The organism is Rhodopseudomonas palustris (assembly GCF_003591005.1).
Taxonomy (GTDB): domain Bacteria; phylum Pseudomonadota; class Alphaproteobacteria; order Rhizobiales; family Xanthobacteraceae; genus Rhodopseudomonas; species Rhodopseudomonas palustris_K.
The window spans coordinates 15,871-36,541 of the sequence record NZ_QYYD01000008.1 but is presented as its reverse complement, the minus strand read 5'-3'; the positions used below and the strand labels follow the sequence as shown (position 1 = coordinate 36,541).

The following is a 20,671-nucleotide window of genomic DNA, read 5'->3' as shown; positions in this document are numbered from 1 at the left end:
GCTTCTATGCGCGACCCGACAGGACTCGGAGGGCTGCGCTGCCTTTTGCTTTGCCGGCGAGCGTGCTTTAGTTGTAAGGCAATGCCGCCGCCAGGCAAATTCACTGATCCGGGAGGGACGATCCATGGCCATGACGATGAACGGCGAAGTCCAGCTGGACGCGCCGAAAGATCTGGTGTGGACCAAACTCAACGATCCTGAAGTCCTGAAGCAGTGCATCCCCGGCTGTGAAGAGCTGGAGAAAACCGAGGACCAGGAGGGTTTTCGCGCCGTCGCCAAGTTGAAGGTCGGGCCGGTGTCGGCGCGCTTCAAGGGCCGCGTCACGCTGAGCGATCTCGATCCGCCGAACGGCTACAAGATCACCGGCGAAGGCGAGGGCGGCGTCGCCGGCTTTGCCAAGGGGGGTGCGACGGTTGCGCTCAGCGAGAAGGACGGCGGCACGCTGCTGTCCTACGATGTCGAGGCGCATATCGGCGGCAAGCTGGCGCAGCTGGGCCAGCGGCTGATCAACGGCTCAGCCAAGAAGCTCGCCGACGAATTCTTCGCCAACTTTTCCAAGGCGGTGCAGAACGGCAACGCGGCGGCCTGAGCGCGCCAGGCGACTGCCGAACTGATCACGTGGTCGTTATCATGCTGCTGTTGTGCACGCCGGATCGGCAGCCGGCATTCCGATCCGAGGTTGCCGATCCGGGCCGGTCCCCCTAAGATATCTTCAAGAAACACAACTAAAGCGCGTAGTGGCTGCCGTGCAATGCGGTGGTGCGCAAGCAACGAGAGGGCCGATGGCCAAGATTTCCCTGATCGTGAACGGCAACCCGGTGACCGCCAACGTCGACCCGCGCACGCTGCTGGTGCAGTTTCTGCGCGAGAACCTGCGGCTCACCGGCACCCATGTCGGTTGCGATACCTCGCAGTGCGGCGCCTGCGTGGTGCATCTCGACGGCAAGGCGGTGAAGTCCTGCACCACCCTGGCGGTGATGGCGGACGGCCACGAAGTGACGACGATCGAGGGGCTCGCCGCCGACGGCGCACCGCTGCATCCGATGCAGGAAGCGTTTCGCGAACATCACGGCCTGCAATGCGGCTTCTGCACGCCCGGCATGATCATGACAGCGGTCGATCTGGTGCATCGCAAGGGACACGATCTGTCCGACGCCACGATTCGCGAAGAGCTCGAGGGCAATCTGTGCCGCTGCACCGGCTATCAGAACATCGTGGTGTCGATCGCCGCCGGCGCCAAGGCGATGGCCAATTCCGATCGCGCCTGATCGCGCCCACATAGTTACTGCTTCTGGCCAGGGTCGAGGAAGCTAGGAAAGCTCGATGTACGAATTCAAATATCACCGTCCCGGGACCGTTCGTCAGGCCGCGAACCTGCTGATCAAGAACGAGGACGCCAAGCTGATCGCCGGCGGTCACACGCTGTTGCCGGTGATGAAGCAGCGCCTCGCGGCGCCGCCGCATCTGGTCGACCTGTCGCATGTCGAAGGCCTGGGCGGCATCGAGATGAAAGGCCGCTCGCTGGTGATCGGCGCCACCGCCAAGCACGCCGAAGTCGCCAATTCGCCGATCGTCGGTGAGGCGATCCCGGCGCTGGCCGAGTTGGCGTCGCTGATCGGCGACCCGGCGGTGCGCCACAAGGGCACGATCGGCGGCTCGCTCGCCAACAACGATCCGACCGCGGACTATCCGGCGGCCGTGATGGCGCTCGGCGCCACCATCGTCACCAACAAGCGCAAGCTGAAGCCGGAGGAGTTCTTCCAGGGCCTGTTCACCACCGCGCTTGAGCCGGACGAGATCATCGTCAAGGTGCAGTTTCCGCTGCCGAAGAAGGCGGCTTACGTCAAATTCCGCAACCAGGCCTCGCGCTACGCGCTGGTCGGCGTGTTCGTGGCGCGGCGTCCGTCGGATGTCGCCGTGGCGGTGACGGGCGCGGGGTCTGAAGGCGTATTCCGGGTGCCGGCGTTCGAGGAAGCGCTGAAGGCGCGCTTCAGTTCGAAAGTGCTCGACGGCATTCATGTGCCGCACGACAATCTCAACAGCGATCTACACGGCAGCGCCGAGTATCGCGCACATCTGATCGGTGTGCTGGCGAAGCGCGCGGTCGACGCCGCCAACGTCAAGCCGGAGAAGACGCTGCCCGACGAGCCGCCGGCCGCTCCGTCGGCCGGTTAGCAGCCATGGCGACGGCATCTGCGCCTGCCTCGGTCGATGCCACGCTCGACCTGCTGACGTCGCGCGGCTATCTGGCCGAGCGCTCGCTCGCGACGGTCGTGTTTTTGGCCCTCCGCATGGGCCGGCCGCTGTTCCTCGAAGGTGAAGCCGGCGTCGGCAAGACCGAGATCGCCAAGGTGCTGTCGGCCGCGCTCGGCCGCAAGCTGATCCGGCTGCAATGCTACGAGGGCCTCGACGTCGCCTCGGCGGTGTATGAATGGAATTCGTCGGCGCAGATGATCGCGATCCGGCTGGCGGAGGCCGCCGGCGACACCGATCGCGGCCAGCTCGCCAGCGACATCTTCTCCGAGCACTATCTGATCAAGCGCCCGCTGCTGCAGGCGCTGGAGCCGGACGTCGCCGGCGCGCCGGTGCTGCTGATCGATGAACTCGATCGAGCCGACGAAGCGTTCGAAGCCTATTTGCTCGAAGTGCTCAGCGACTTCCAGGTGACGATCCCGGAGTTCGGCACCATCAAGGCGCCGGCGCCGCCGATCGTCATCGTCACCTCGAATCGCACCCGCGAAATCCACGACGCGCTGAAGCGGCGCTGTTTGTATCACTGGGTCGACTATCCGGACGCGGCGCGCGAACTGGCGATCGTCAAGTCGCGGGTGCCGGGGATTTCGGAAAAGCTGTCGGCGCAGGTCGTCAGGTTCGTGCAGGCGCTGCGCGAACAGGACTTCTACAAATCCCCCGGCGTCGCCGAAACCATCGACTGGGCCACGGCCCTGACCGAACTCGACGCCCGCGCGCTCACCGCCGCCGTCGTCGGCGACACCCTGGGCGCACTGCTGAAGTATCAGGACGACATCACACGAATGCAGGGCGACGCGCTGGCGAAGCTGGTGAAGGACGCGACCGAAGATAAGTAATAGCCTTATTAGTTCATTGCGTGGCTTTCGCCGCATCGGCAGCGCGCTCCCTCGCCCCGCTCTTGCGGGGAGAGGGGTGGGGTGAGGGGCAGCCCCAGGCACTGCGCTCGCGTCGCCCTCACCCCAGCCCTCTCCCGCAAGCGGGAGAGGGAGCCGGCCGTGCAAGCGGCGAGATTGTGCACTGACTAAGAGTTTGTCATTCCGACAGGTGATCCAACCATGCAGCGTAACCCTACTGCCGCGATGGATCATCTCAATCCGGAGACCGGCCGGATGGCCGACAACGTCGTCGGCTTCGCCCGCGCGCTGCGTGCGGCCGGGTTGCCGGTCGGGCCGGGCGCGGTGATCGATGCGCTGGACGCGCTGCAGCTGATCGATATCGGCCAGCGCGGCGATCTCTACGCCACGCTGCAGGCGATCTTCGTCAAGCGTCGCGAGCATCTCCTCATCTTCGAGCAGGCCTTCGCGCTGTTCTTCCGCGCCGCGGAGGACTGGCAGAACATGCTCGATTCGATTCCGCTGCCGGACGCCGCCAAGAAGAAGCCGCCGCCGGCGTCGCGCCGCGTGCAGGAGGCGATGTCGCCGTCGGCGACGCGCGATCTGCCGTCCGCCGAGGAGCAGGAGCTGCGGCTCGCGGTGTCCGACAAGGAGATCCTGCAGAAGAAGGACTTTGCGCAGATGAGCGCAGCGGAGATCGCCGAGGTCACCCGCGCCATCGACCGCATGAAGCTGCCGCAGGCCGAGCTACGCACCCGCCGCGTGCGGCCCGACAAGCGCGGCCTCAAGCTCGATCTGCGCCGCACGCTGCGCGCCTCGCTGCGCAGCGGCGGCGAGATCGTCGACATCCGCCGGCTCGGGCTGATCGACAAGCCGGCGCCGATCGTCGCGCTCTTGGATATCTCCGGTTCGATGAGCGAGTATACGCGGCTGTTCCTGCATTTCCTCCACGCCATCACCGACGACCGCAAGCGCGTCTCGACCTTCCTGTTCGGCACCCGGCTGACCAACGTCACCCGGGCGTTGCGCCAGCGCGATCCCGACGAGGCGCTGGCGAGCTGCACGTCCTCGGTCGAGGACTGGGCCGGCGGCACCCGGATCGCCACCTCGCTGCACGTCTTCAACAAGCTGTGGGCGCGGCGCGTGCTCGGGCAGGGCGCGATCGTGCTGCTGATCTCCGATGGGCTGGAGCGCGAGGCCGACAGCAAGCTGGCGTTCGAGATGGACCGGCTGCACCGCTCCTGCCGGCGGCTGATCTGGCTCAACCCGCTGCTGCGCTATCAGGGGTTCGAGCCGCGCGCCCAGGGCATCAAAATGATGCTACCCTACGTTGACGAATTCCGTCCGGTACATAACTTGACGTCGATGCAGACCTTGATCGAGGCGCTGTCGTCGGCGCCGCCGCCACACCATTTTAGCGCGATCCGCTCCGCCGCGTGACGCCGAGGAGACGTCCCATGCTCGACAGCAACGAAGATATTCTCAAAGCCGCTGAAGCGTGGAAGAGCGCCGGCCGCGGCGTGGCGCTCGCGACCGTGGTCGAGACCTGGGGCTCGGCGCCGCGCCCCGCCGGCTCCAATCTGGTGATTAACGACGACGGCAGCTTCCTCGGCTCGGTGTCCGGCGGCTGCGTCGAAGGCGCGGTGGTGACCGAGGCGCTCGACGTGATCGAGAGCGGCGCGCCGAAGCTTTTGGAATTCGGTGTCGCCGACGAGACCGCCTGGAAGGTCGGGCTGAGTTGCGGCGGCACCATTCGGGTGTTCGTCGAGAAAGTCAGTTAGGCTGCTGGGTCGAGAGTGGCCGACAACGAGGAATTCCCCCGTCATTGCGAGCGAAGCGAAGCAATCCAGAAGCTCAGTGCACCACGCTGGATTGCTTCGCTTCGCTCGCAATGACGGAGTTTGAGTCTGAGTAGCGACGAGAGAAGTGGGGCGCTGACGTGAAACTTGAGACACTGCAACAGCTCAACGCCGAGCGCGCCGCGCGGCGGCCGGCGATCGTCGTCACCGACACCGCGACCGGCGAGCAGCGGCTGGTGAAGGCCGCCGATATCGCGGCCGATCCGCTCGCCGCCGAATTGTCCAAGCAGCTGCGCATGGGCAAGAGCGCGACCATCGAAGCGGACGGCCGGAAGCTGTTTCTCAACGTCTACGCGCCGACCGCCAAGCTGGTGATCGTCGGCGCCGTGCATATCAGTCAGGCGCTGGCGCCGCTGGCGCGCTCGCTCGGCTATGACGTCACCGTGGTCGATCCGCGCACCGCTTTCGCCAGCCCCGAGCGCTTTCCGGACGTGCCGCTGATCGCCGAATGGCCCGACGTCGCGCTGCCGCCGCTCAACGTCGACCGCTACACTGCCTTCGTGGCGCTGACGCATGATCCGAAGATCGACGACCCGGCACTGCTGCACGCGTTCGAACGCGACTGCTTCTATATCGGCGCGCTCGGCTCGAAGAAGACGCATGGCCGCCGCGTCGAGCGGCTGAAGGAGCAGGGCGCCAGCGAGGCGGATGTCGGCCGCATCCACGCGCCGATCGGCCTCGCCATTGGTGCGGTGTCGCCGGCCGAGATTGCGGTCTCGATCATGGCCGAGATCACCGCGATGCTGCGGCTGCCGGCGGCGTCGAAAGTGGCCGCGGCATGAAGTTCGGTCCGCGGCGGCCGGCGGATGCGATCGGCGGCGTCGCGGTGCATTCGCTGCGCCAGAACGGCCTGCTGCTGAAGAAGGGCACGCTGATCGGCGAGGCTGAAGTTGCCGCGCTGGACAAGGCCGGCGTCGCCGAGATCGTGGTTGTGCAGCTCGAGCCCGGCGACGTCTCCGAAGACGTTGCCGCTGGTGATGTCGCGCAAGCTGTCGCCGGCGACGGCGCGCAGGTCGAGCGCGCGTTCACCGGCCGCGCCAATCTGTTCGCAAGCCGCGCCGGCGTGCTGGTGATCGACCGCGCCGCGGTGGACCGCGTCAACGCGGTGGACGAAGCCATCACCTTCGCGACGCTGCCGGCATTCAAGCCGGTGGTCGAAGGCGAGATGATCGGCACCGTGAAGCTGATCCCGTTCGGCGTCGAGGCACGGCTGCGCGATGCCGCCGTCGCAGCGGCGCAGGGCGCCGCGCTACGGGTCGCGCCCTATGTGGTGAAGCGCGTCGGCATCGTCTCGACGCAATTGCCGGGCCTCGCCGCCAAGGTAATCGACAAGACGCTGCGCGTCACCGCCGAGCGCCTCGCGCCGGCCGGCGCCGAGATCATCGCCGAGCGGCGCATCGCGCATGATCAGGCGGAGCTTGCCGGCGCGCTGAAGGAGCTACTCGGCCTCGGCGCCGAGCTGGTGATCGTATTCGGCGCCTCGGCGATCGCCGATCGTCGCGACGTGATCCCGGCGGCGATCGAAGCGGTCGGCGGCCGTGTCGAGCATTTCGGCATGCCGGTCGATCCCGGCAATCTGTTGCTGATCGGCAGCGCCTCCGGCGTGCCGGTGCTCGGCGCGCCGGGCTGCGCGCGGTCGCCGGTCGAGAACGGCTTCGACTGGGTGCTGATGCGGCTGCTGGCGGGCCTCGAGGTCACGCGTGCCGATATCACCGGCCTCGGCGTCGGCGGGCTGCTGATGGAGATCGTAACGCGGCCGCAGCCGCGCGTGCCGGTTGCCGAAGGCGGCCGTAACGTCGCGGCGGTTATTCTCGCCGCCGGCCGTTCGACCCGGATGGGAGGGCCCAACAAGCTGCTGGCGGAACTGAACGGCAAGCCGCTGGTCCGCATCGTCGCCGAGCAGGTGCTCGCCTGCAAAGCGGGCTCTGGCCCGGCGCGCCCGATCGTCGTCACCGGCCATCAGGCCGATCAGGTCGAAGCGGCGCTGGCCGGGCTCGATGTCAGCTTCGTGCCCAATCCGGACTACGCGGAAGGCTTGGCCTCCTCGGTGAAGGCTGGCATCGCGGCGGTCGGCGACGACGCCGATGGCGCCATCGTCTGCCTCGGCGACATGCCGCTGGTCGGCACGGAGCTACTCGACCGGCTGATCGACGCGTTCGACCCGGATCGTGGCGCGCTGATCGTAGTCCCGGTCGCGGATGGCCGCCGCGGCAACCCGGTGCTGTGGTCGCGGCGGTTCTTCGCCGAGCTGATGACGCTCGGCGGCGACGTCGGCGCGCGTCACCTGATCGCCAAGCACGCCGAGGCCGTCACCGAGCTGCCGGTCGAAGGCGCAGGCGCCTTCCTCGACATCGACACGCCGGACGCGCTGGCGCGGGCGCGCAGTACTTAGCCTCTCGGCAGCCACGGATTATTCACCAAGTCGAAAGCCCTCCTCCCGTAAAGTTCCCTGGGCATCACCTCGGGGGAGGATAATTTGGCTTTGTTGATTGCCGCGCGCCGTCGCGCGCTTTGTGCTGCCGTATGGGTGCTGGCAACTGCGATCGTCCCGGCCCACGCCGCCGGCGCCATGGCGGTCGGCAAATGCGGCGCCTACGGCCAGGCGTTCGACTACGCGGCCGAGGCCGCCGCGATCGACGCAGCCCGCAAGAAATGCAGCGGCGACTGCACGACCATCACCATGCGCCGCGCCTGCGCGGCGCTGGCAATCGATATGCTCAACCCTTGCGGCGCGCATGGCTACGCGGTCGAGGCCAAGATTTCCTCGTCGCTGAACGAGGCCACGCGGAAGTGCTACGAGTTCGGCGGCAAGCAATGCGTGATCCGCGCCTGGGCCTGCGACGCCAAGGGGTGAGGGTGGGCTGACAGGCCGACGATTTCCGGCTACGAGATCGCCATGCAGTTCGATACCAAAATCGCCTTGGTGATCCGCACCGATCTCGAAGCCTGGCAGAAGCTGAACGTCGCCGCGTTCCTGTCGTCGGGAATTGCCGCGGCGTTTCCGGATAGTATCGGCGAGCCGTATCAGGACGGCAGTGCTACGCCGTATCATGCACTGATCGGGCAGCCGATCCTGATTTACGGCGCCGATCGGCCTGCTCTGGCTCGCGCCCTCGAGCGGTCGCTGGCGCGCAGCGTGACGCCGGCGATCTACACCGCCGAAATGTTCAAAACCACGCATGACGCTGCCAACCGCGAAGCGGTCAGAGCCGTGCAACGCGCCGATCTCGATCTGGTCGGCATTGCGGTCCGGGCCGAACGCAAAGTCGTCGACAAGATCCTCGACGGCCTCAAGTTCCACACCTGAGCCGGCGCCGGCCGCGGGCGCGAAGCTGCTTAGTCCGGCATGGTTTGGGCGCGTTCGCCGGCGCCGGGAACCGGGCGTCCGCTGTCCTTGCGTTCTTCCGCGCGATAGTTCGCCTTGGTGGCGGCCTCGGTCAGCTGCTTTTCGGCCGCGGTGCGTTGGCGATTGCGCATGACAGCGTAGATCAACGCCGCCGCGAGAATGAGGATTCCGATGCCCCAGAGCCATTCGGTCGATATCATGGCGTGCTCCCTGTGGTTTGTCCGACGACAATCCCAGCCGATGGAGGTCGTTCCCGCCGGGTGGTTCCGGCGGGTGCGGCGGTTCAACTCGCGTTAGGCATGCGCCCGCGAGCCGCAGCCGCGCGGAGGCCGCGTGTAAGGGGTCTTTAAGCGAGCTGGCTTCATCTGTAGTGGTTTGATGAGGCGCGCGACGGCATGATCGACATCGTCACCGATCGACCTTCCAGAGCCCGCGATCGACGCGGTGCGCCGAACGTTGTCGTGAGCGACGAAAACAGAAACCGTGGCACCCAGCAGCGCTCGCTGATCGCCAATCTGATGCTGAATCTGCTGGCGATCAGCATCGACCTGATCGCCCTCGACGCGGTCCATTTCGCAAATGCGTTGGCGTTGCGGCTCGGCGTCGTCATGCCGCTCGGGCTGCTCGGACTCAGCCTCCTCCTGTGGTCGAATAAGAGGATGCTGGCCTCCGCGGTCCATGCCGCCATGATCTTTGCGTTCGTCGCCGCGGTGGTGACGATCGGCCAATGGGCGAATGAGCCCTATGCCAGCCGTTACCTGATGGTGGCGCTGTTCCTGATCTTCTGCGCGACCCTGCTGTCCGGAGTACCATGGCGGATCACCGTGGTCATGACCACGGCGGCTACCGCGGTCTACGTGGCAATCACCATCAGCGGCCTGACATGGCCGCCGGCCATGAGGAATCTCGACCTCGTCGTCTGCAGCGTGGTTGCGGGGTGGATGGCGTTGCGCGGCCGCCGTCGCAAGGATCAGCAGATCGCCGAGCTCACCGAGATTCGCCGCAACGACGCGCTGCTCAAGCAGTCGCTGCGCCAGGCCAACGAGGCGCTCGCCGAACTGTCCAACACCGATCCACTGACCGGCGCGTTCAATCGGCGCTATCTCGACGAACTGATCGATCAGGACGAAGCCTCGCTGGTGCCCTTGCTCGGCCAGGGCGCGCTGATGATCGACGTCGATCATTTCAAACTGTTCAACGACCATGGCGGCCACGCCGCCGGCGATGTCTGCCTGCAGCAGATCGTCGCGGCGATCCGGCTCAACGTGCGGCCGTCCTGCGACATCGTTGTGCGCTATGGCGGCGAGGAGTTCGCAGTGGTGCTGCCCGGTATGGACGAGCCCAATCTGATGAAGGCGGCCGAGCGGCTGTGCCGCGCCGTCAGCGACCTCGGCATCCCGCATCCCGCCCTCGGCCCGGGCCGGGTCGTCACCGTCAGCATCGGTGCCGCGATCGCCCAGCCGGACGAAGGCCTGTCCGACGCCATCCTGCGGGCCGATCAATCGCTTTACCGCGCCAAGCGCAGCGGCCGAAACCGCGTTCTCGCCTGAACCCCACATCCAGGACAAACCAGGGCGCGGCGTGGCCCAATCAGCGCAGATACCAACGTAGCATTGATTATGACTGACCGGTCAGTCATAATCAATGGATGGCTAAGTCGACACACACATCGGTTCAAGCGGCGGGCTCGAAGCGAGCCAAGGCCGAGCGCCCCGCAAGCGGCGGCAAGGCGGCAGCTCCGCCAAAACGGGAAGACGACTTGTCCTCGGTCCGCGCGCTGCGTGCGGCCGAGCGCCGGGCCGCGATCGTCGAGGCGGCACTGGACGAGTTCACGGCGCGTGGATTCGCGGCGACTCGGTTGGAAGACGTCGCCAAGCGTGCCGGCGTCGCCAAGGGCACGATTTATCTCTACTTCGCCGACAAGGAGACACTGTTCCAGGAGTTGCTTCGGTTCTCGCTGCTGCCGCTGATCGGCGAACTCGGTGCTCCGCCGCGGCCCGGCATCTCGGCGCGGGCGATGCTCGAGAGCTTCGTCGAGGTGTTCGTGCGCGAGGTGACCGAGACCAAGCGCGCCGACCTGTTGCGGCTGCTGATCTCCGAGGGAAAGCGGTTTCCGTCGCTGGCCGAGTTTCACTACCGCGAGGTCGTCGTCCACGGCATCGCGGCGATGCGCCGGGTGATCGCCTACGGCCTCGAGCGCGGCGAGATCCGCAACAAGGCGCTGCTCGACTATCCGCAGCTGCTGATGGCGCCGGCAATGCTGACCGTGGTGTGGCAGGGCCTGTTCAACCGCTTCGCGCCGCTCGACGCGCGCGCGCTGCTGCGCACCCACATCGACATCATGTTCGACAAAGGAGACGCGCCATGATCGCGCGCCCGCTCACCGTCGCGCTTGCGGCTGCCGCACTGCTCGCGCTCGCCGGCTGCGGCAACAACGCAGATCGCGGTTATCAGGGCTGGGTCGAGGCAGACCTGATTTTTGTCAGCCCCGACGAGTCCGGCCGCATCACCAAGCTGACGGTGCGTGAAGGCGACGAGGCGCGCAAGGGCGAACTGATCTACACGCTCGACGACGATCTGCAGCAGGCAGATCTCAATCAGAACAACGCCACGCTCGCCAACGCCAAGCAGAGTTTCGACCGCGCCCAATCGCTGAGCAAGACGGGTTCCGGGACCCAGGCTAATCTCGACGCCGCTGTGTCGGCGCTGCGCGTCGCCGAAGCGCGGGTCGAAACCTCGAAGACGCGGCTGGCCCGGCGTCAGGTCTATGCGCCGGTCACTGGAAACGTGCAGCAGATCTACTTCCGCGAAGGCGAGATGGTCGGGGCGCAGAGGCCGGTGCTGTCGATCCTGCCGCCAGGCAACATGAAGCTGCGCTTCTACGTAGCGGAGACGGTCCTGCCGAAGTTCACGATCGGCGACACGGTGCGGGTGACTTGCGATGGCTGCGCGCCGGATCTCACGGCCAGAATCTACTTCATCGCTACGCAGGCGGAGTATACGCCGCCGGTGATTTACAGCCTCGATGAGCGCAACAAGCTGGTCTATCTGATCCAGGCGCGGCCCGATCGACCGACGGCGCTGCGCGTCGGCCAGCCGGTCAGTATCTTTCCGCTCGTGAAAGCTCCGGCGCAACAGCCGGCTTCGGCTGGCGCCAAGTCATGAGCGGCGCCGCCGAGATCGCGATCGACGTCAAAGGGCTGACCAAGTCCTTCGGCGGCCGCGAGGTGGTGCACGATCTGTCGATGCAGGTGAAGCGCGGCTCGATCTACGGCTTTCTCGGGCCGAACGGCTCCGGCAAGACCACGACCATCCGCATGCTGTGCGGTCTGCTGACGCCTGATAGCGGCGAGGGGACCTGCCTCGGCTACGACATCAAGCGCGACGCCGCCAAGATCAAGCGCCAGGTCGGCTACATGACGCAGCGCTTCAGCCTGTATCAGGACCTCTCGGTGCGCGAGAATCTCGAATTCGTCGCGCGGCTGTACGGCGTGCCCGATGCGCGCAATGCGGCACGCGAGATGATCCAGCGGCTCGGCCTGTCCGGCCGCGAGGAGCAGCTCGCCGGCGAATTGTCCGGCGGTTGGAAGCAGCGGCTCGCGCTCGGCGCCTGCACGCTGCCCAATCCGCAATTGCTGCTGCTCGACGAGCCGACTGCCGGCGTCGACCCGAAGGCGCGGCGCGACTTCTGGAACGAGATTCACGCGCTCGCCGCCGAGGGGCTCACCGTGCTGGTCTCGACCCACTACATGGACGAGGCCGAGCGCTGCCACGAGATCGCCTACATCGCCTATGGCTATCTGCTGGCGCACGGCACCGTCGAGCAGGTGATCGCCGCCTCGCAGCTCGCCACCTGGGTGGTGACCGGCGACGCACTCGGCGCGCTGGCGCACGAGCTCGCCGGCAAGCCCGGCATCGACATGGTGGCGCCGTTCGGCAGCAGCCTGCACGTCTCCGGCCGCGATCACACAGCGCTCGAACAAACGCTCGCACCGTATCGCGCCAACGCCAATCAGCACTGGCAGCACGGCGCGCCGTCGCTGGAGGACGTGTTCATCGAGCTGATGAGCCGCAGCAAGGACAATTTCCAATGAGCGCGGCGCACGACGATACGCCGCGGATACAGCCGATTCCGCGGCAGCGCTTCGGCTTCCTGCGCCGCACCTATGCGATGCTGGTCAAGGAGCTGATCCAGCTGCGCCGCGACCGCCTGACCTTCGCGATGATCATTGTGATCCCGGTGATGCAGCTCTGCCTGTTCGGCTACGCCATCAACACCACGCCGCGACATTTGCCGACAGCGGTCTTGCTGCAGGAGGACAGCGATCTCGGCCGCTCGATCCTCAAGGCACTGGAGAACACCGCCTACTTCAAGTTCGTGCACGAGGTGCAGAGCGTCGCCGAATTCGACGCGCTGCTGTTGTCCGGCAAGGTGCTGTTCGGCGTTGAAATCCCGCGCGGCTTCGAGCGCGCGGTGCGGCGCGGCGAGAAGCCGGCGCTGCTGGTCGCCGCCGATGCCACCGATCCGGTCGCGGCCGGCTCGGCGCTGTCGGCGCTCGGAGCCATCGTGCAACGCGCGCTGGAGCACGACCGCGTCGCCGGCGATCCCGGCAATCCGCCGTTCGAGATCCGCGCCCATGCGCGCTACAACCCGGCGGCGTCGTCACGGCTCAACATCGTGCCGGGGCTGGTCGGCACCATCCTGACCATGACGATGCTGATCTTTACCGCGCTGTCGGTGACCCGCGAAATCGAGCGCGGCACGATGGAGAACCTGCTGTCGATGCCGATCACCCCGGTCGAGGTGATGCTCGGCAAGATCCTGCCTTATGTCGGGGTCGGTTTCATTCAGGCGTCGCTGATCATCGGCATCGGCGTGTTGCTGTTCGGCGTGCCGCTGCGCGGCAACCTCGCGCTGCTGGCGCTGCTGTCGACGCTGTTCATCACCACCAATTTGGCGATCGGCTACACCTTCTCGACGCTGGTGCAGAACCAGCTTCAGGCGATGCAGGCCTCGATGATGTTCTTCCTGCCGTCGATCCTGTTGTCCGGCTTCATGTTCCCGTTCGCCGGCATGCCGCGCTGGGCCCAGGTGCTCGGCGAGTGTCTGCCGCTGACGCACTATTTGCGCATCGTCCGCGCCATCATGCTCAAGGGCTCGACGCTTGAGAACCTGCGCTACGACACGCTGGCGCTGGCGGCGCTGATGCTGGTGGCGATGACCATCGCGGTAACGCGCTTCCGCCGGACGCTGGACTGACGGGGCCACGGCGCGATGCAGATGCGGTGGCGCAGACCGAAGGCGAGAGCACGTCAGCGTTCGTTGTCGGAAGACGTGCGCAGCACATTGACACGTGAGATCCTGCGCACCGAACTGCTGCGCGCCAAGGCGCTGCTGGCCACTGTCACGGCGCTGCTCGGCTTGCTTCTGGTTTCCTATTGGTTATTCCCGGCCGCGATCGAGAATATCTGGCGCGGCCATTTCTCGCTCGCTCCGCTGCTGGCGTCCTATCTGCCGCTGCTGGTGTTCGAGCTCTCGGCCATCGTCTATCTTCGTCGCCGTCTGGCGAGCGGGCGCGATGGGCCGCAGATCGGCCGCTACATCGGGGTCCTGATCGAAACCAGCCTGCCCACCGTGGGCATTTATCTGCAGATGGACAGCATGGGTTCGGCGCAGGCGCTCGCCTTCGCGGCTCCGCTCGGTTATTTCATCTTCATCATCCTGTCGACGCTGTGGCTCGATCTTCGATTGTCGCTGTTCACCGGTTTCGTCGCGGCTGCCGAACTGCTCGGCATTGCGATGTTGTACCACCCGCCGGGCTTTCCCCACGAGCCCCCGCCGGATTTCGCCTTTCATCTGATGCGCAGCCTGATGGTGTTGACCTGCGGCCTGCTCGCGGGCGGCGTCGGCGCCCAGCTGCGCCGGCAGTTCGAGAGGTCAATCAACGCCGCGGATGCGCGCGATCGGGTCACCAACCTGTTTGGTCAACACGTCTCGCCGCAGGTCGTCGAACGATTGCTGAACGCCGGCATGCAGGAGGGAGGCGAGACCCGCCGAGTGGTGGTGATGTTCGCTGATTTCCGCAATTTCACCGCGGCGGCACGGGAGCGCACGCCGGACGAGGTGGTGGCGCGGCTCGACGAGGCCTTCGAAGTTCTGGTCGACGTCCTCGAACAGCACGGCGGCATCGTGAACAAGTTTCTCGGGGACGGTTTTTTGGCGCTGTTCGGTGCTCCGATCGAAGATCCTGCTGCGGCGACGCGCGCGGTCGCGGCGGGGCGCGAGATGCTGTCGGCTATGGAGGAGAACAACACCGGCCACGCCTGGCCTCTCCGGGTCGGCATCAGCATTCACATCGGTGATGCGGTCGTCGGCACCGTCGGTTCTGCGCGACGCAAGGAATATACCGTGATCGGCGACACCGTGAACTTCGCGTCACGGCTGGAAACGCTCAACAAGCAGTTTCACACGCAGTTGCTGATTTCTTCGGCAATCCGCGACGCGGTCGGGGGCGCGTTGGCGGATGCCGAACTGGCCGGCCGTGTCACCATGCGCGGCTATGCCGAGCCGATTGCGGCCTGGAAATTGGGGTGAGCACTCATGGCCGCAGCTGCGCGGCGAGCCGGGCATAGCCGCCGCTGCGGCCGAAGCTGTCGCTGACATAGCCCCAGCCGACCGACCATTCGACCGGTCCGGATCTGAGCCCGGTGAGGTGAACGCCCAAGCGGGTCTGTCGGCTGAACTGATCGCGGGATCCAATAAGCTCAGGCCCCACCCAGAAGTCGTCGATCAGCCGCCAGCCCGCGGCCGTCCGGATGCCGAAGCCGTTCGCCACGGTGGTGGCGTAGAACGACGCAGCCAGCATCGACCCCCGCGTCGGTTGCGCCCAAGCCTCGCCTGCGATGCGCAGCCCGGGGTGCCCGCCACGCAGCGGCGATCTGCTGTTGTCGGGCGTCAGATTGTCGTGTTCGAAATCGGGGCCGGCCAGCAATTTCACTTCGAACTCGGCGACTTTGAACCGCCATCCTGCCATCAATGCGCCGCGGAAGATGTCGGTGACATAGGTCCGCCGCGGCGTGTGATAGCGCTCTACACCGTTGGCTAGCGACAGGCGGATAATGAATCCGTCATTGTCGACCCCGTTGGCAGCCCAGTGAATGCCGGAAAATGCGGACTGGCCGTTGCGCCAGATGTCGTAGCCGCCGAACAGCAGCACATGATGGGCCTGCGAGCCGGCCAGCGTCGCGCTGGGAAAGGGGGCGAGTAGTGCCGACGAGGTGACTGCCGCGCCCGAAGGCGCCGAGGCCATCGCTGAGGCGAACGTGCCGCCATCGAGTTCGGGGCCTGCGAGGTGAGCCCGCAGGCTGTTGGCGAGACTCTTCTCCAGGCTCGCACCGAGGCTTTCTCCAAGCCCGCTGCCAAGCTCGGCCTCGAGACTGCTTTCGAGCAGATCATGTGACGCGAGGTCGCCTGGGTCGATGTCATCTTCGTTGACCAGATCGGCCTCTGCCGCAGATTCGAGACGAGCGGTCTCTGCGACCGCGCTGATCGGTGTCGGTATCACGATTGCGATCACGCCGATCGCGCGAACCCACTCGACGCAACGCACCGCTACTCGTCCTATACGCAATGACCAGATGATACTATATGATCATTGGAGCAGGGATGTTGCGGCTTGTCCAGTTCAGCGAGGCGCTACTAACCGAGCACCGCTGATGCGGTGCTCGGTTGTGTCCTGATACATGATTGCTTGGTATCTCGTTCCAGTCCGGTCGATCGTTCAGCTCTCGACCGTCTCGATCGCGTGTTCGAGCGCCACCGCGATCTTCTTGTCGATGTCGTGCATGCCGTCGACGTATGCCTCGGACAACGACAGGCCCTCGGGCGAGTTGGGGTCGGCGCGCGCGATGGTCTCGAAATGATGACGTAGCCGTTCGGGCGCAGGGTGCGCCTTGATCACGGCGTTGGCGAAATTCAGCAGCGCCTTGATCTGGCCGTTCATGAAGTCGATTTTGTCCATTGCGTTTTACCTCTGCGCCGATCGACTGTGATGATCAGCGAAGCCTAGCAGCCGCGCACGGTGATGCGATTGATCCGGCGCAAGCGAGAGGCGCAAGCGACGGCAGGTGGCCGCGCGGGGGATCAGACCTGTGGCGCCACCAGATTGTCGACGCCCACACCGTCACGGTCGGCGATGATCTCGGCGATCCATTGCCGATGGCAATGGCGATGATCGCGCTCGTAGCACAGGATGCAGACCGGCCCGGCCTTCATCACCAGCGACGACAATTCGTCCATCTGCTCGCGCGCCTGCGGCGTCTTCAAATGAGCGTCGTAGATCCGGTGCAGCGCGTCCATCCGCCCGCCGCGCGCGGCTTCGCGGCCTTCCTTCGGGGTGCCGAGGCCGCGCAGATGCAGATAGCCGATGCCGCGGGCGTCGAGCCCGGCGGCGAGCTGCGACTTCGAGAATCCCGGCCGGCGCGACGCCGCGACGGCACGGACGTCGACCAGTAGTTTGACGCCGGCGTGCGCGAGCTCGTCGAGCACCGCCGCGGCCGGCGTCTGCTCGTAGCCGATGGTGAACAGCGTCTTGGCTTTGCCCATGAGGTGTCCTCGTCGCAGAAAGCTTAGCTCACCAGCCGGATCAGTTCCATCGCGGCGGCGGGGGCGCGGACTTTGCCTTCGTGGATCACATAGGCGAACACGTCACGCTTCTGCTTTTTCGCCGTGCCGGCGCCGACCTTGGGCAGGTCGTCCGGCTCGCCGCCGGCCGCCCAGGTTTCCAGCCGCTTCGCCCAGGCGGCGAGCGCCTTCGGCGGATAGCCGGTCTTGATGTCGTCCTTGCCCTTCTGCAGCCGCGCATAGACGAAGTCGCCGACTACATCGGCGATCTCCGGATAGGTCGCATGCTCGGAATACACCGGCGGCACGCCGTGCTGGCGGAGCAGGGCGATGAAGTCCGGCGTGCAGAAACTGTCGTGGCGGACCTCGACGACGTGGCGCAGTGTACGGCCGTCGATCGTGCGCGGCAGCAGTTCGAGGAATGCGCCGAAGTCGGCTGCGTCGAATTTCTTGGTCGGGGCGAACTGCCACAGCACCGGGCCGAGCCGGTCGCCGAGTTCGAGCACGCCGGAATCGTAGAACCGCTTGATGCTGTCGCCGGCCTCGGCCAGCACCTTGCGGTTCGTCGCATAGCGCGGCCCCTTCAGGGAGAACACGAAGTTGTCCGGGACTTCGGACGCCCATTTGCGAAAACTCTCCGGCTTCTGCGAGCCGTAGAAGGTGCCGTTGATCTCGATCGAGGTCAGCTTCGAGGCGGCGTATTCGAGTTCCTGCCGCTGCGGCAGTTTGTCGGGATAGAACACGCCGCGCCACGGCTCATAGGTCCAGCCGCCGATGCCGATGCGGATGTGGCCGTTGCTTTTCATTCCGGTCTCCCTCTTGCGCACCCTGAGGGGCGTGCCTATCTTGATTTCAACGGCGATGGCGCTGCTGACGAAAGTCGCGCGCCGACCCGCCGAACGACCACAGAATAGTAGGGAGCGCCGGATGTACGCGCACCTGTTGTTCGTGGTCGTTAACGTTTGAGCGGACCCCGAGATCACGCTGTCCGCTGCAGTCCCTCGGTGGGTCCATTGGGCCACTGATCGCTGCGTTTCCACCCGCTTCCCGCTTGTCCCTTGGATTTGTAACGGAACGCGCCTTGGCAGCGTTCCTGCGCCTCGGTATACGCTGGCGCCATGAACCGAGCCAGCCCAGCGGACGCGGGACGCAGCGCGCAGCCATCCGCTGCGCTTCAATTGAGCGTCGTCGTTCCGACCTTCAATGAGCGTGACAATATCGAGCCGCTGTTCCGTAAACTGGAAGCGGCGCTCGGCGGCATCGCCTGGGAAGTCATCTATGTCGATGACAACTCTCCCGATGGCACTTGGCAGGTGGTGCGCGAGCTGGCGTCGCGTGAGCCGCGGGTGCGCTGCATCCGTCGGATCGGCCGGCGTGGGCTCGCTGGCGCGTGTATCGAGGGCATCCTTGCCGCCAGCGCGCCGTTCGCCGCCGTGATGGACGCCGACCTGCAGCACGACGAGACCCGGCTCGGCCAGATGCTGGCGCTGCTCGAAAGCGGCGCGGCCGACCTCGTGGTCGGCAGCCGCTATGTCGAGGGTGGCAGCGCCGACAGTTTTGACAAGCAGCGCGCCGGCTTCAGCGCGCTGGCGACCACGCTGGCGCGTCGGGTGCTGAAGGTCGAGATCGCCGATCCGATGAGCGGCTTCTTCATGATCCGCCGCGATCGCTTCGAAGCGCTGGCGCCGCAACTCTCCACTCAGGGCTTCAAGATTCTGCTCGACGTCGTCGCTACCGGTCGCGGAAGCCTGCGCACCATCGAGGTGCCGTACACATTCGGCTCGCGCGTGCACGGCGAGAGCAAGCTCGACTCGATGGTGGCGCTGGATTTCCTCGGCCTAGTGCTGGCGAAATACACCAACGACATCCTGTCGCTGCGCTTCATCCTGTTCGCGCTGGTCGGCTCGACCGGCGTGCTCGTGCATTTCCTCACGCTGTTCGTGATGCTGAAGCTGCTCGATCAGCCGTTCGCCGAGGCGCAGGCCATCGCCGCGCTGGTGGCGATGACCAGCAACTTCGTTCTTAACAACTTCCTGACCTATCGCGACCAGCGGCTGAAAGGCTTCGCCATTCTGCGCGGGCTGTTGCTGTTCTATCTGGTGTGCGGCGTCGGGCTGCTCGCCAATGTCGGCGTCGCCTTTGCGGTGTACAGCGAGCACATCACCTGGTGGCTCGCCGGCGCCGCGGGCGCGCTGATGGGCGTGGTGTGGAACTACGCGATGTCGGGTCTGTTCGTCTGGCGCAAGCGCTGACATGGCGCTGCTGCCGAGCTCGAGCCGCAGTCTTGCCCATACCACGGCGCTGGTCGTGGCCGCGCTGGTCCTGCTACGTCTGATCGCCGCCGCGGTCACGCCGCTGACCTTCGACGAGGCGTACTATTGGACCTGGTCGAAGCATCTGGCGCTGTCCTACTTCGATCATCCGCCGATGGTCGCGCTGGTGATCCGCGCCGGCACGCTGATCGCCGGGGATAGCGAACTCGGCGTCCGGCTGATCTCGGTGCTGCTGGCGCTGCCGATGAGCTGGGCCACCTGGCGTTCGGCCGAGCTCTTGTTCGGCGGCCAGCGGCTGGCGGCGAATGCCACGCTGCTGCTCAACGCCACCCTGATGGTGGCGGTCGGGACCGTGATCGTCACGCCGGATGCGCCGTTGCTGGTGGCGTCGAGCTTCGTGCTCTACACGCTGGCACAGGTGCTATCGTCGGGCAAAGGCGTGTGGTGGCTCGGCGTCGGCGTCGCGGTCGGCGTGGCGTTGCTGTCGAAGTACACCGCGTTGTTCTTCGGCCCCGCGATTTTGATCTGGCTGTTGTGGGTGCCGAAGCTGCGCCGCTGGCTGCTGACGCCGTGGCCCTATCTCGGCGGACTGGTCGCGTTCGCTATCTTCTCGCCGGTGGTGATCTGGAACGCCGATCACCAGTGGATCTCCTTCGTCAAACAATTCCGCCGCGCCCAGGTCGAGGGCTTTAACCCGAGCTATCTGCTCGAGCTGGTGCCGACGCAGTTCGTGCTGACGACGCCGCTCGCCTACATCCTCGGCGTGATGGGGCTTTATGCGCTGGCGCGCGGCGCGGGGGCGTCGGGCGCGCGCGTGCTGGTCAGTTCGATCGTCTGGACCATCGCGCTGTATTTCGCCTGGCAGGCGACCCACGACCGCGTCGAGGGCAATTGGCTGGGTGCGCTGTATCCGGCGTTCGCGGTCGCCGGCGGCGTCGCCGCCGCGCTGGCGACCTGGGGGCCGCGGGCGCAGCGCGTCGTTCGCTTCTGCATGCGCTGGGCGGTGCCAGTCGGGGTCACGATGTTTGTGCTGGTGGTGGTGCAGGCCAACACCGGCGTGCTGACCGGCCACCGCCGCGACGCCAGCGTCCGCGCGGTGGGCGTCGGCTTCCGCGAGATCGCCGCCGAGATCGCGGTGGTGCGGGAGCGCACGGGCGCGACCTGCGTGATGGCCAATGACTACGGCAACACGGCCTGGCTGGCGTTCTATCTGCCCAAGGGCACCTGCGTGGTGCAGCGCAACGAGCGCTTCCGCTGGCTGCAACAGCCGCCGCCGACGCCGGAGCAACTCGCCGGCAAATTGCTGCTGGTCGGCGAGACCAACGCGGCGGCGCATCCGGTGTTGAAGGCGACGTTCGAGCGGATCGAGAAGGTCGGCGAAGTCCAGCGCCGGCGCGGGCCGCTGGTGATCGATACGCTGGAGCTCGACATTCTCGAAGGCGCCAGGCGCGACGTGCTCGACCCGACGCCGCCGGTCTATTGAG

Annotated in this window: 23 protein-coding genes; 18 read left to right on the top strand and 5 right to left on the bottom strand. The window is 66.1% G+C overall.

The genetic code is table 11. The annotated features are described in order from the left end of the window. Positions 1-124: 124 nt before the first annotated feature. The 10 genes from D4Q52_RS09340 (at position 125) to D4Q52_RS09295 (ending at position 8,252) form a co-directional block, all read left to right on the top strand. Positions 125-589, top strand: coding sequence for a CoxG family protein (locus D4Q52_RS09340; RefSeq protein ID WP_119856282.1), 465 nt, complete (start codon positions 125-127; stop codon positions 587-589). Positions 590-782: 193 nt separating this feature from the next. Next, entirely contained in the window at positions 783-1,268 is a 486-nt protein-coding gene (locus D4Q52_RS09335; protein ID WP_119856281.1) for a (2Fe-2S)-binding protein, read from the top strand. Between the two features lie 55 nt (positions 1,269-1,323). Further along, entirely contained in the window at positions 1,324-2,175 is an 852-nt protein-coding gene (locus D4Q52_RS09330) for an FAD binding domain-containing protein (RefSeq protein ID WP_119856280.1), read from the top strand. 5 nt (positions 2,176-2,180) lie between these two features. Beyond that, positions 2,181-3,089, top strand: coding sequence for an AAA family ATPase (locus D4Q52_RS09325; protein ID WP_119856279.1), 909 nt, complete (start codon positions 2,181-2,183; stop codon positions 3,087-3,089). Between the two features lie 219 nt (positions 3,090-3,308). Further along, on the top strand, positions 3,309-4,526 hold the full coding sequence (locus tag D4Q52_RS09320; protein ID WP_119856278.1) for a vWA domain-containing protein: 1,218 nt from the start codon (positions 3,309-3,311) through the stop codon (positions 4,524-4,526). A gap of 17 nt (positions 4,527-4,543) precedes the next feature. Beyond that, positions 4,544-4,867 carry an XdhC family protein gene (locus D4Q52_RS09315; RefSeq protein WP_119856277.1) on the top strand — a complete coding sequence of 108 codons (324 nt, stop codon included), beginning with the start codon at positions 4,544-4,546 and terminating at the stop codon, positions 4,865-4,867. A 158-nt stretch (positions 4,868-5,025) separates the two neighbouring features. Continuing rightward, positions 5,026-5,727, top strand: a complete 702-nt coding sequence (locus D4Q52_RS09310) for an XdhC family protein (protein WP_119856276.1) — start codon at positions 5,026-5,028, stop codon at positions 5,725-5,727. Then, positions 5,724-7,337 carry an NTP transferase domain-containing protein gene (locus D4Q52_RS09305; RefSeq protein WP_119856275.1) on the top strand — a complete coding sequence of 538 codons (1,614 nt, stop codon included), beginning with the start codon at positions 5,724-5,726 and terminating at the stop codon, positions 7,335-7,337. Before D4Q52_RS09310 ends, D4Q52_RS09305 begins: the two co-directional genes overlap by 4 nt. Positions 7,338-7,421: 84 nt before the next feature. After that, positions 7,422-7,799 carry a DUF4189 domain-containing protein gene (locus D4Q52_RS09300; RefSeq protein WP_425328467.1) on the top strand — a complete coding sequence of 126 codons (378 nt, stop codon included), beginning with the start codon at positions 7,422-7,424 and terminating at the stop codon, positions 7,797-7,799. 42 nt (positions 7,800-7,841) lie between these two features. Further along, positions 7,842-8,252, top strand: a complete 411-nt coding sequence (locus D4Q52_RS09295; protein WP_119856274.1) for a DUF2000 family protein — start codon at positions 7,842-7,844, stop codon at positions 8,250-8,252. 29 nt (positions 8,253-8,281) lie between these two features. Here D4Q52_RS09295 and D4Q52_RS09290 read toward each other — a convergent pair whose 3' ends face one another. Next, positions 8,282-8,491, bottom strand: a complete 210-nt coding sequence (locus tag D4Q52_RS09290; protein ID WP_234831134.1) for a hypothetical protein — start codon at positions 8,489-8,491, stop codon at positions 8,282-8,284. Positions 8,492-8,752: 261 nt separating this feature from the next. On the opposite strand from D4Q52_RS09290, the gene D4Q52_RS09285 reads away from it, so the two are divergent. The 6 genes from D4Q52_RS09285 (at position 8,753) to D4Q52_RS09260 (ending at position 14,886) form a co-directional block, all read left to right on the top strand. After that, the gene (locus D4Q52_RS09285; RefSeq protein WP_234831133.1) at positions 8,753-9,841 is read left to right on the top strand and encodes a GGDEF domain-containing protein; all 1,089 of its coding nucleotides are present in this window, start codon (positions 8,753-8,755) and stop codon (positions 9,839-9,841) included. Positions 9,842-9,939: 98 nt separating this feature from the next. Continuing rightward, positions 9,940-10,659 (top strand): TetR/AcrR family transcriptional regulator, encoded by a 720-nt coding sequence (locus tag D4Q52_RS09280; protein ID WP_119856272.1) that lies wholly within the window; start codon positions 9,940-9,942, stop codon positions 10,657-10,659. Next, positions 10,656-11,456 carry an HlyD family secretion protein gene (locus tag D4Q52_RS09275; RefSeq protein ID WP_119856271.1) on the top strand — a complete coding sequence of 267 codons (801 nt, stop codon included), beginning with the start codon at positions 10,656-10,658 and terminating at the stop codon, positions 11,454-11,456. Before D4Q52_RS09280 ends, D4Q52_RS09275 begins: the two co-directional genes overlap by 4 nt. Continuing rightward, positions 11,453-12,385 (top strand): ABC transporter ATP-binding protein, encoded by a 933-nt coding sequence (locus D4Q52_RS09270; RefSeq protein WP_119856270.1) that lies wholly within the window; start codon positions 11,453-11,455, stop codon positions 12,383-12,385. Before D4Q52_RS09275 ends, D4Q52_RS09270 begins: the two co-directional genes overlap by 4 nt. Then, positions 12,382-13,551: an ABC transporter permease gene (locus D4Q52_RS09265; protein ID WP_119856269.1), complete on the top strand. Its 1,170-nt coding sequence runs from the start codon at positions 12,382-12,384 to the stop codon at positions 13,549-13,551. The genes D4Q52_RS09270 and D4Q52_RS09265 overlap by 4 nt, the downstream gene beginning before the upstream one ends. A 15-nt stretch (positions 13,552-13,566) precedes the next feature. Next, positions 13,567-14,886: an adenylate/guanylate cyclase domain-containing protein gene (locus D4Q52_RS09260; protein ID WP_119856268.1), complete on the top strand. Its 1,320-nt coding sequence runs from the start codon at positions 13,567-13,569 to the stop codon at positions 14,884-14,886. A 4-nt stretch (positions 14,887-14,890) separates the two neighbouring features. Here D4Q52_RS09260 and bcsS read toward each other — a convergent pair whose 3' ends face one another. The 4 genes from bcsS to D4Q52_RS09240 all read right to left on the bottom strand — a co-directional run bounded on the left by bcsS (position 14,891) and on the right by D4Q52_RS09240 (position 17,720). After that, positions 14,891-15,901: a cellulose biosynthesis protein BcsS gene (bcsS, locus tag D4Q52_RS09255; protein ID WP_234831131.1), complete on the bottom strand. Its 1,011-nt coding sequence runs from the start codon at positions 15,899-15,901 to the stop codon at positions 14,891-14,893. 171 nt (positions 15,902-16,072) lie between these two features. After that, on the bottom strand, positions 16,073-16,312 hold the full coding sequence (locus tag D4Q52_RS09250) for a hypothetical protein (protein WP_119856267.1): 240 nt from the start codon (positions 16,310-16,312) through the stop codon (positions 16,073-16,075). A gap of 122 nt (positions 16,313-16,434) precedes the next feature. Further along, complete coding sequence (locus D4Q52_RS09245) at positions 16,435-16,896, bottom strand: DUF488 family protein (RefSeq protein WP_119856266.1); 462 nt, start codon at positions 16,894-16,896, stop codon at positions 16,435-16,437. 23 nt (positions 16,897-16,919) lie between these two features. Continuing rightward, complete coding sequence (locus D4Q52_RS09240) at positions 16,920-17,720, bottom strand: DUF72 domain-containing protein (protein WP_119856265.1); 801 nt, start codon at positions 17,718-17,720, stop codon at positions 16,920-16,922. 312 nt (positions 17,721-18,032) lie between these two features. Here D4Q52_RS09240 and D4Q52_RS09235 point away from each other — a divergent pair, with 312 nt between their 5' ends. Both D4Q52_RS09235 and D4Q52_RS09230 read left to right on the top strand, forming a co-directional pair. Then, on the top strand, positions 18,033-19,166 hold the full coding sequence (locus tag D4Q52_RS09235) for a glycosyltransferase (protein WP_119856264.1): 1,134 nt from the start codon (positions 18,033-18,035) through the stop codon (positions 19,164-19,166). 1 nt (position 19,167) lies between these two features. Continuing rightward, positions 19,168-20,670, top strand: coding sequence for a glycosyltransferase family 39 protein (locus D4Q52_RS09230; RefSeq protein ID WP_119856263.1), 1,503 nt, complete (start codon positions 19,168-19,170; stop codon positions 20,668-20,670). Position 20,671: the final 1 nt, after the last annotated feature.

Coding starts and splice junctions, on each gene's coding strand:
- D4Q52_RS09340 (WP_119856282.1), top strand. CDS start 125: ATGGCCATGACGATGAACGGCGAAGTCCAGCTGGACGCGCCGAAAGAT.
- D4Q52_RS09335 (WP_119856281.1), top strand. CDS start 783: ATGGCCAAGATTTCCCTGATCGTGAACGGCAACCCGGTGACCGCCAAC.
- D4Q52_RS09330 (WP_119856280.1), top strand. CDS start 1,324: ATGTACGAATTCAAATATCACCGTCCCGGGACCGTTCGTCAGGCCGCG.
- D4Q52_RS09325 (WP_119856279.1), top strand. CDS start 2,181: ATGGCGACGGCATCTGCGCCTGCCTCGGTCGATGCCACGCTCGACCTG.
- D4Q52_RS09320 (WP_119856278.1), top strand. CDS start 3,309: ATGCAGCGTAACCCTACTGCCGCGATGGATCATCTCAATCCGGAGACC.
- D4Q52_RS09315 (WP_119856277.1), top strand. CDS start 4,544: ATGCTCGACAGCAACGAAGATATTCTCAAAGCCGCTGAAGCGTGGAAG.
- D4Q52_RS09305 (WP_119856275.1), top strand. CDS start 5,724: ATGAAGTTCGGTCCGCGGCGGCCGGCGGATGCGATCGGCGGCGTCGCG.
- D4Q52_RS09295 (WP_119856274.1), top strand. CDS start 7,842: ATGCAGTTCGATACCAAAATCGCCTTGGTGATCCGCACCGATCTCGAA.
- D4Q52_RS09290 (WP_234831134.1), bottom strand. CDS start 8,491: ATGATATCGACCGAATGGCTCTGGGGCATCGGAATCCTCATTCTCGCG.
- D4Q52_RS09280 (WP_119856272.1), top strand. CDS start 9,940: ATGGCTAAGTCGACACACACATCGGTTCAAGCGGCGGGCTCGAAGCGA.
- D4Q52_RS09275 (WP_119856271.1), top strand. CDS start 10,656: ATGATCGCGCGCCCGCTCACCGTCGCGCTTGCGGCTGCCGCACTGCTC.
- D4Q52_RS09270 (WP_119856270.1), top strand. CDS start 11,453: ATGAGCGGCGCCGCCGAGATCGCGATCGACGTCAAAGGGCTGACCAAG.
- D4Q52_RS09265 (WP_119856269.1), top strand. CDS start 12,382: ATGAGCGCGGCGCACGACGATACGCCGCGGATACAGCCGATTCCGCGG.
- D4Q52_RS09260 (WP_119856268.1), top strand. CDS start 13,567: ATGCAGATGCGGTGGCGCAGACCGAAGGCGAGAGCACGTCAGCGTTCG.
- D4Q52_RS09250 (WP_119856267.1), bottom strand. CDS start 16,312: ATGGACAAAATCGACTTCATGAACGGCCAGATCAAGGCGCTGCTGAAT.
- D4Q52_RS09245 (WP_119856266.1), bottom strand. CDS start 16,896: ATGGGCAAAGCCAAGACGCTGTTCACCATCGGCTACGAGCAGACGCCG.
- D4Q52_RS09240 (WP_119856265.1), bottom strand. CDS start 17,720: ATGAAAAGCAACGGCCACATCCGCATCGGCATCGGCGGCTGGACCTAT.
- D4Q52_RS09235 (WP_119856264.1), top strand. CDS start 18,033: ATGAACCGAGCCAGCCCAGCGGACGCGGGACGCAGCGCGCAGCCATCC.
- D4Q52_RS09230 (WP_119856263.1), top strand. CDS start 19,168: ATGGCGCTGCTGCCGAGCTCGAGCCGCAGTCTTGCCCATACCACGGCG.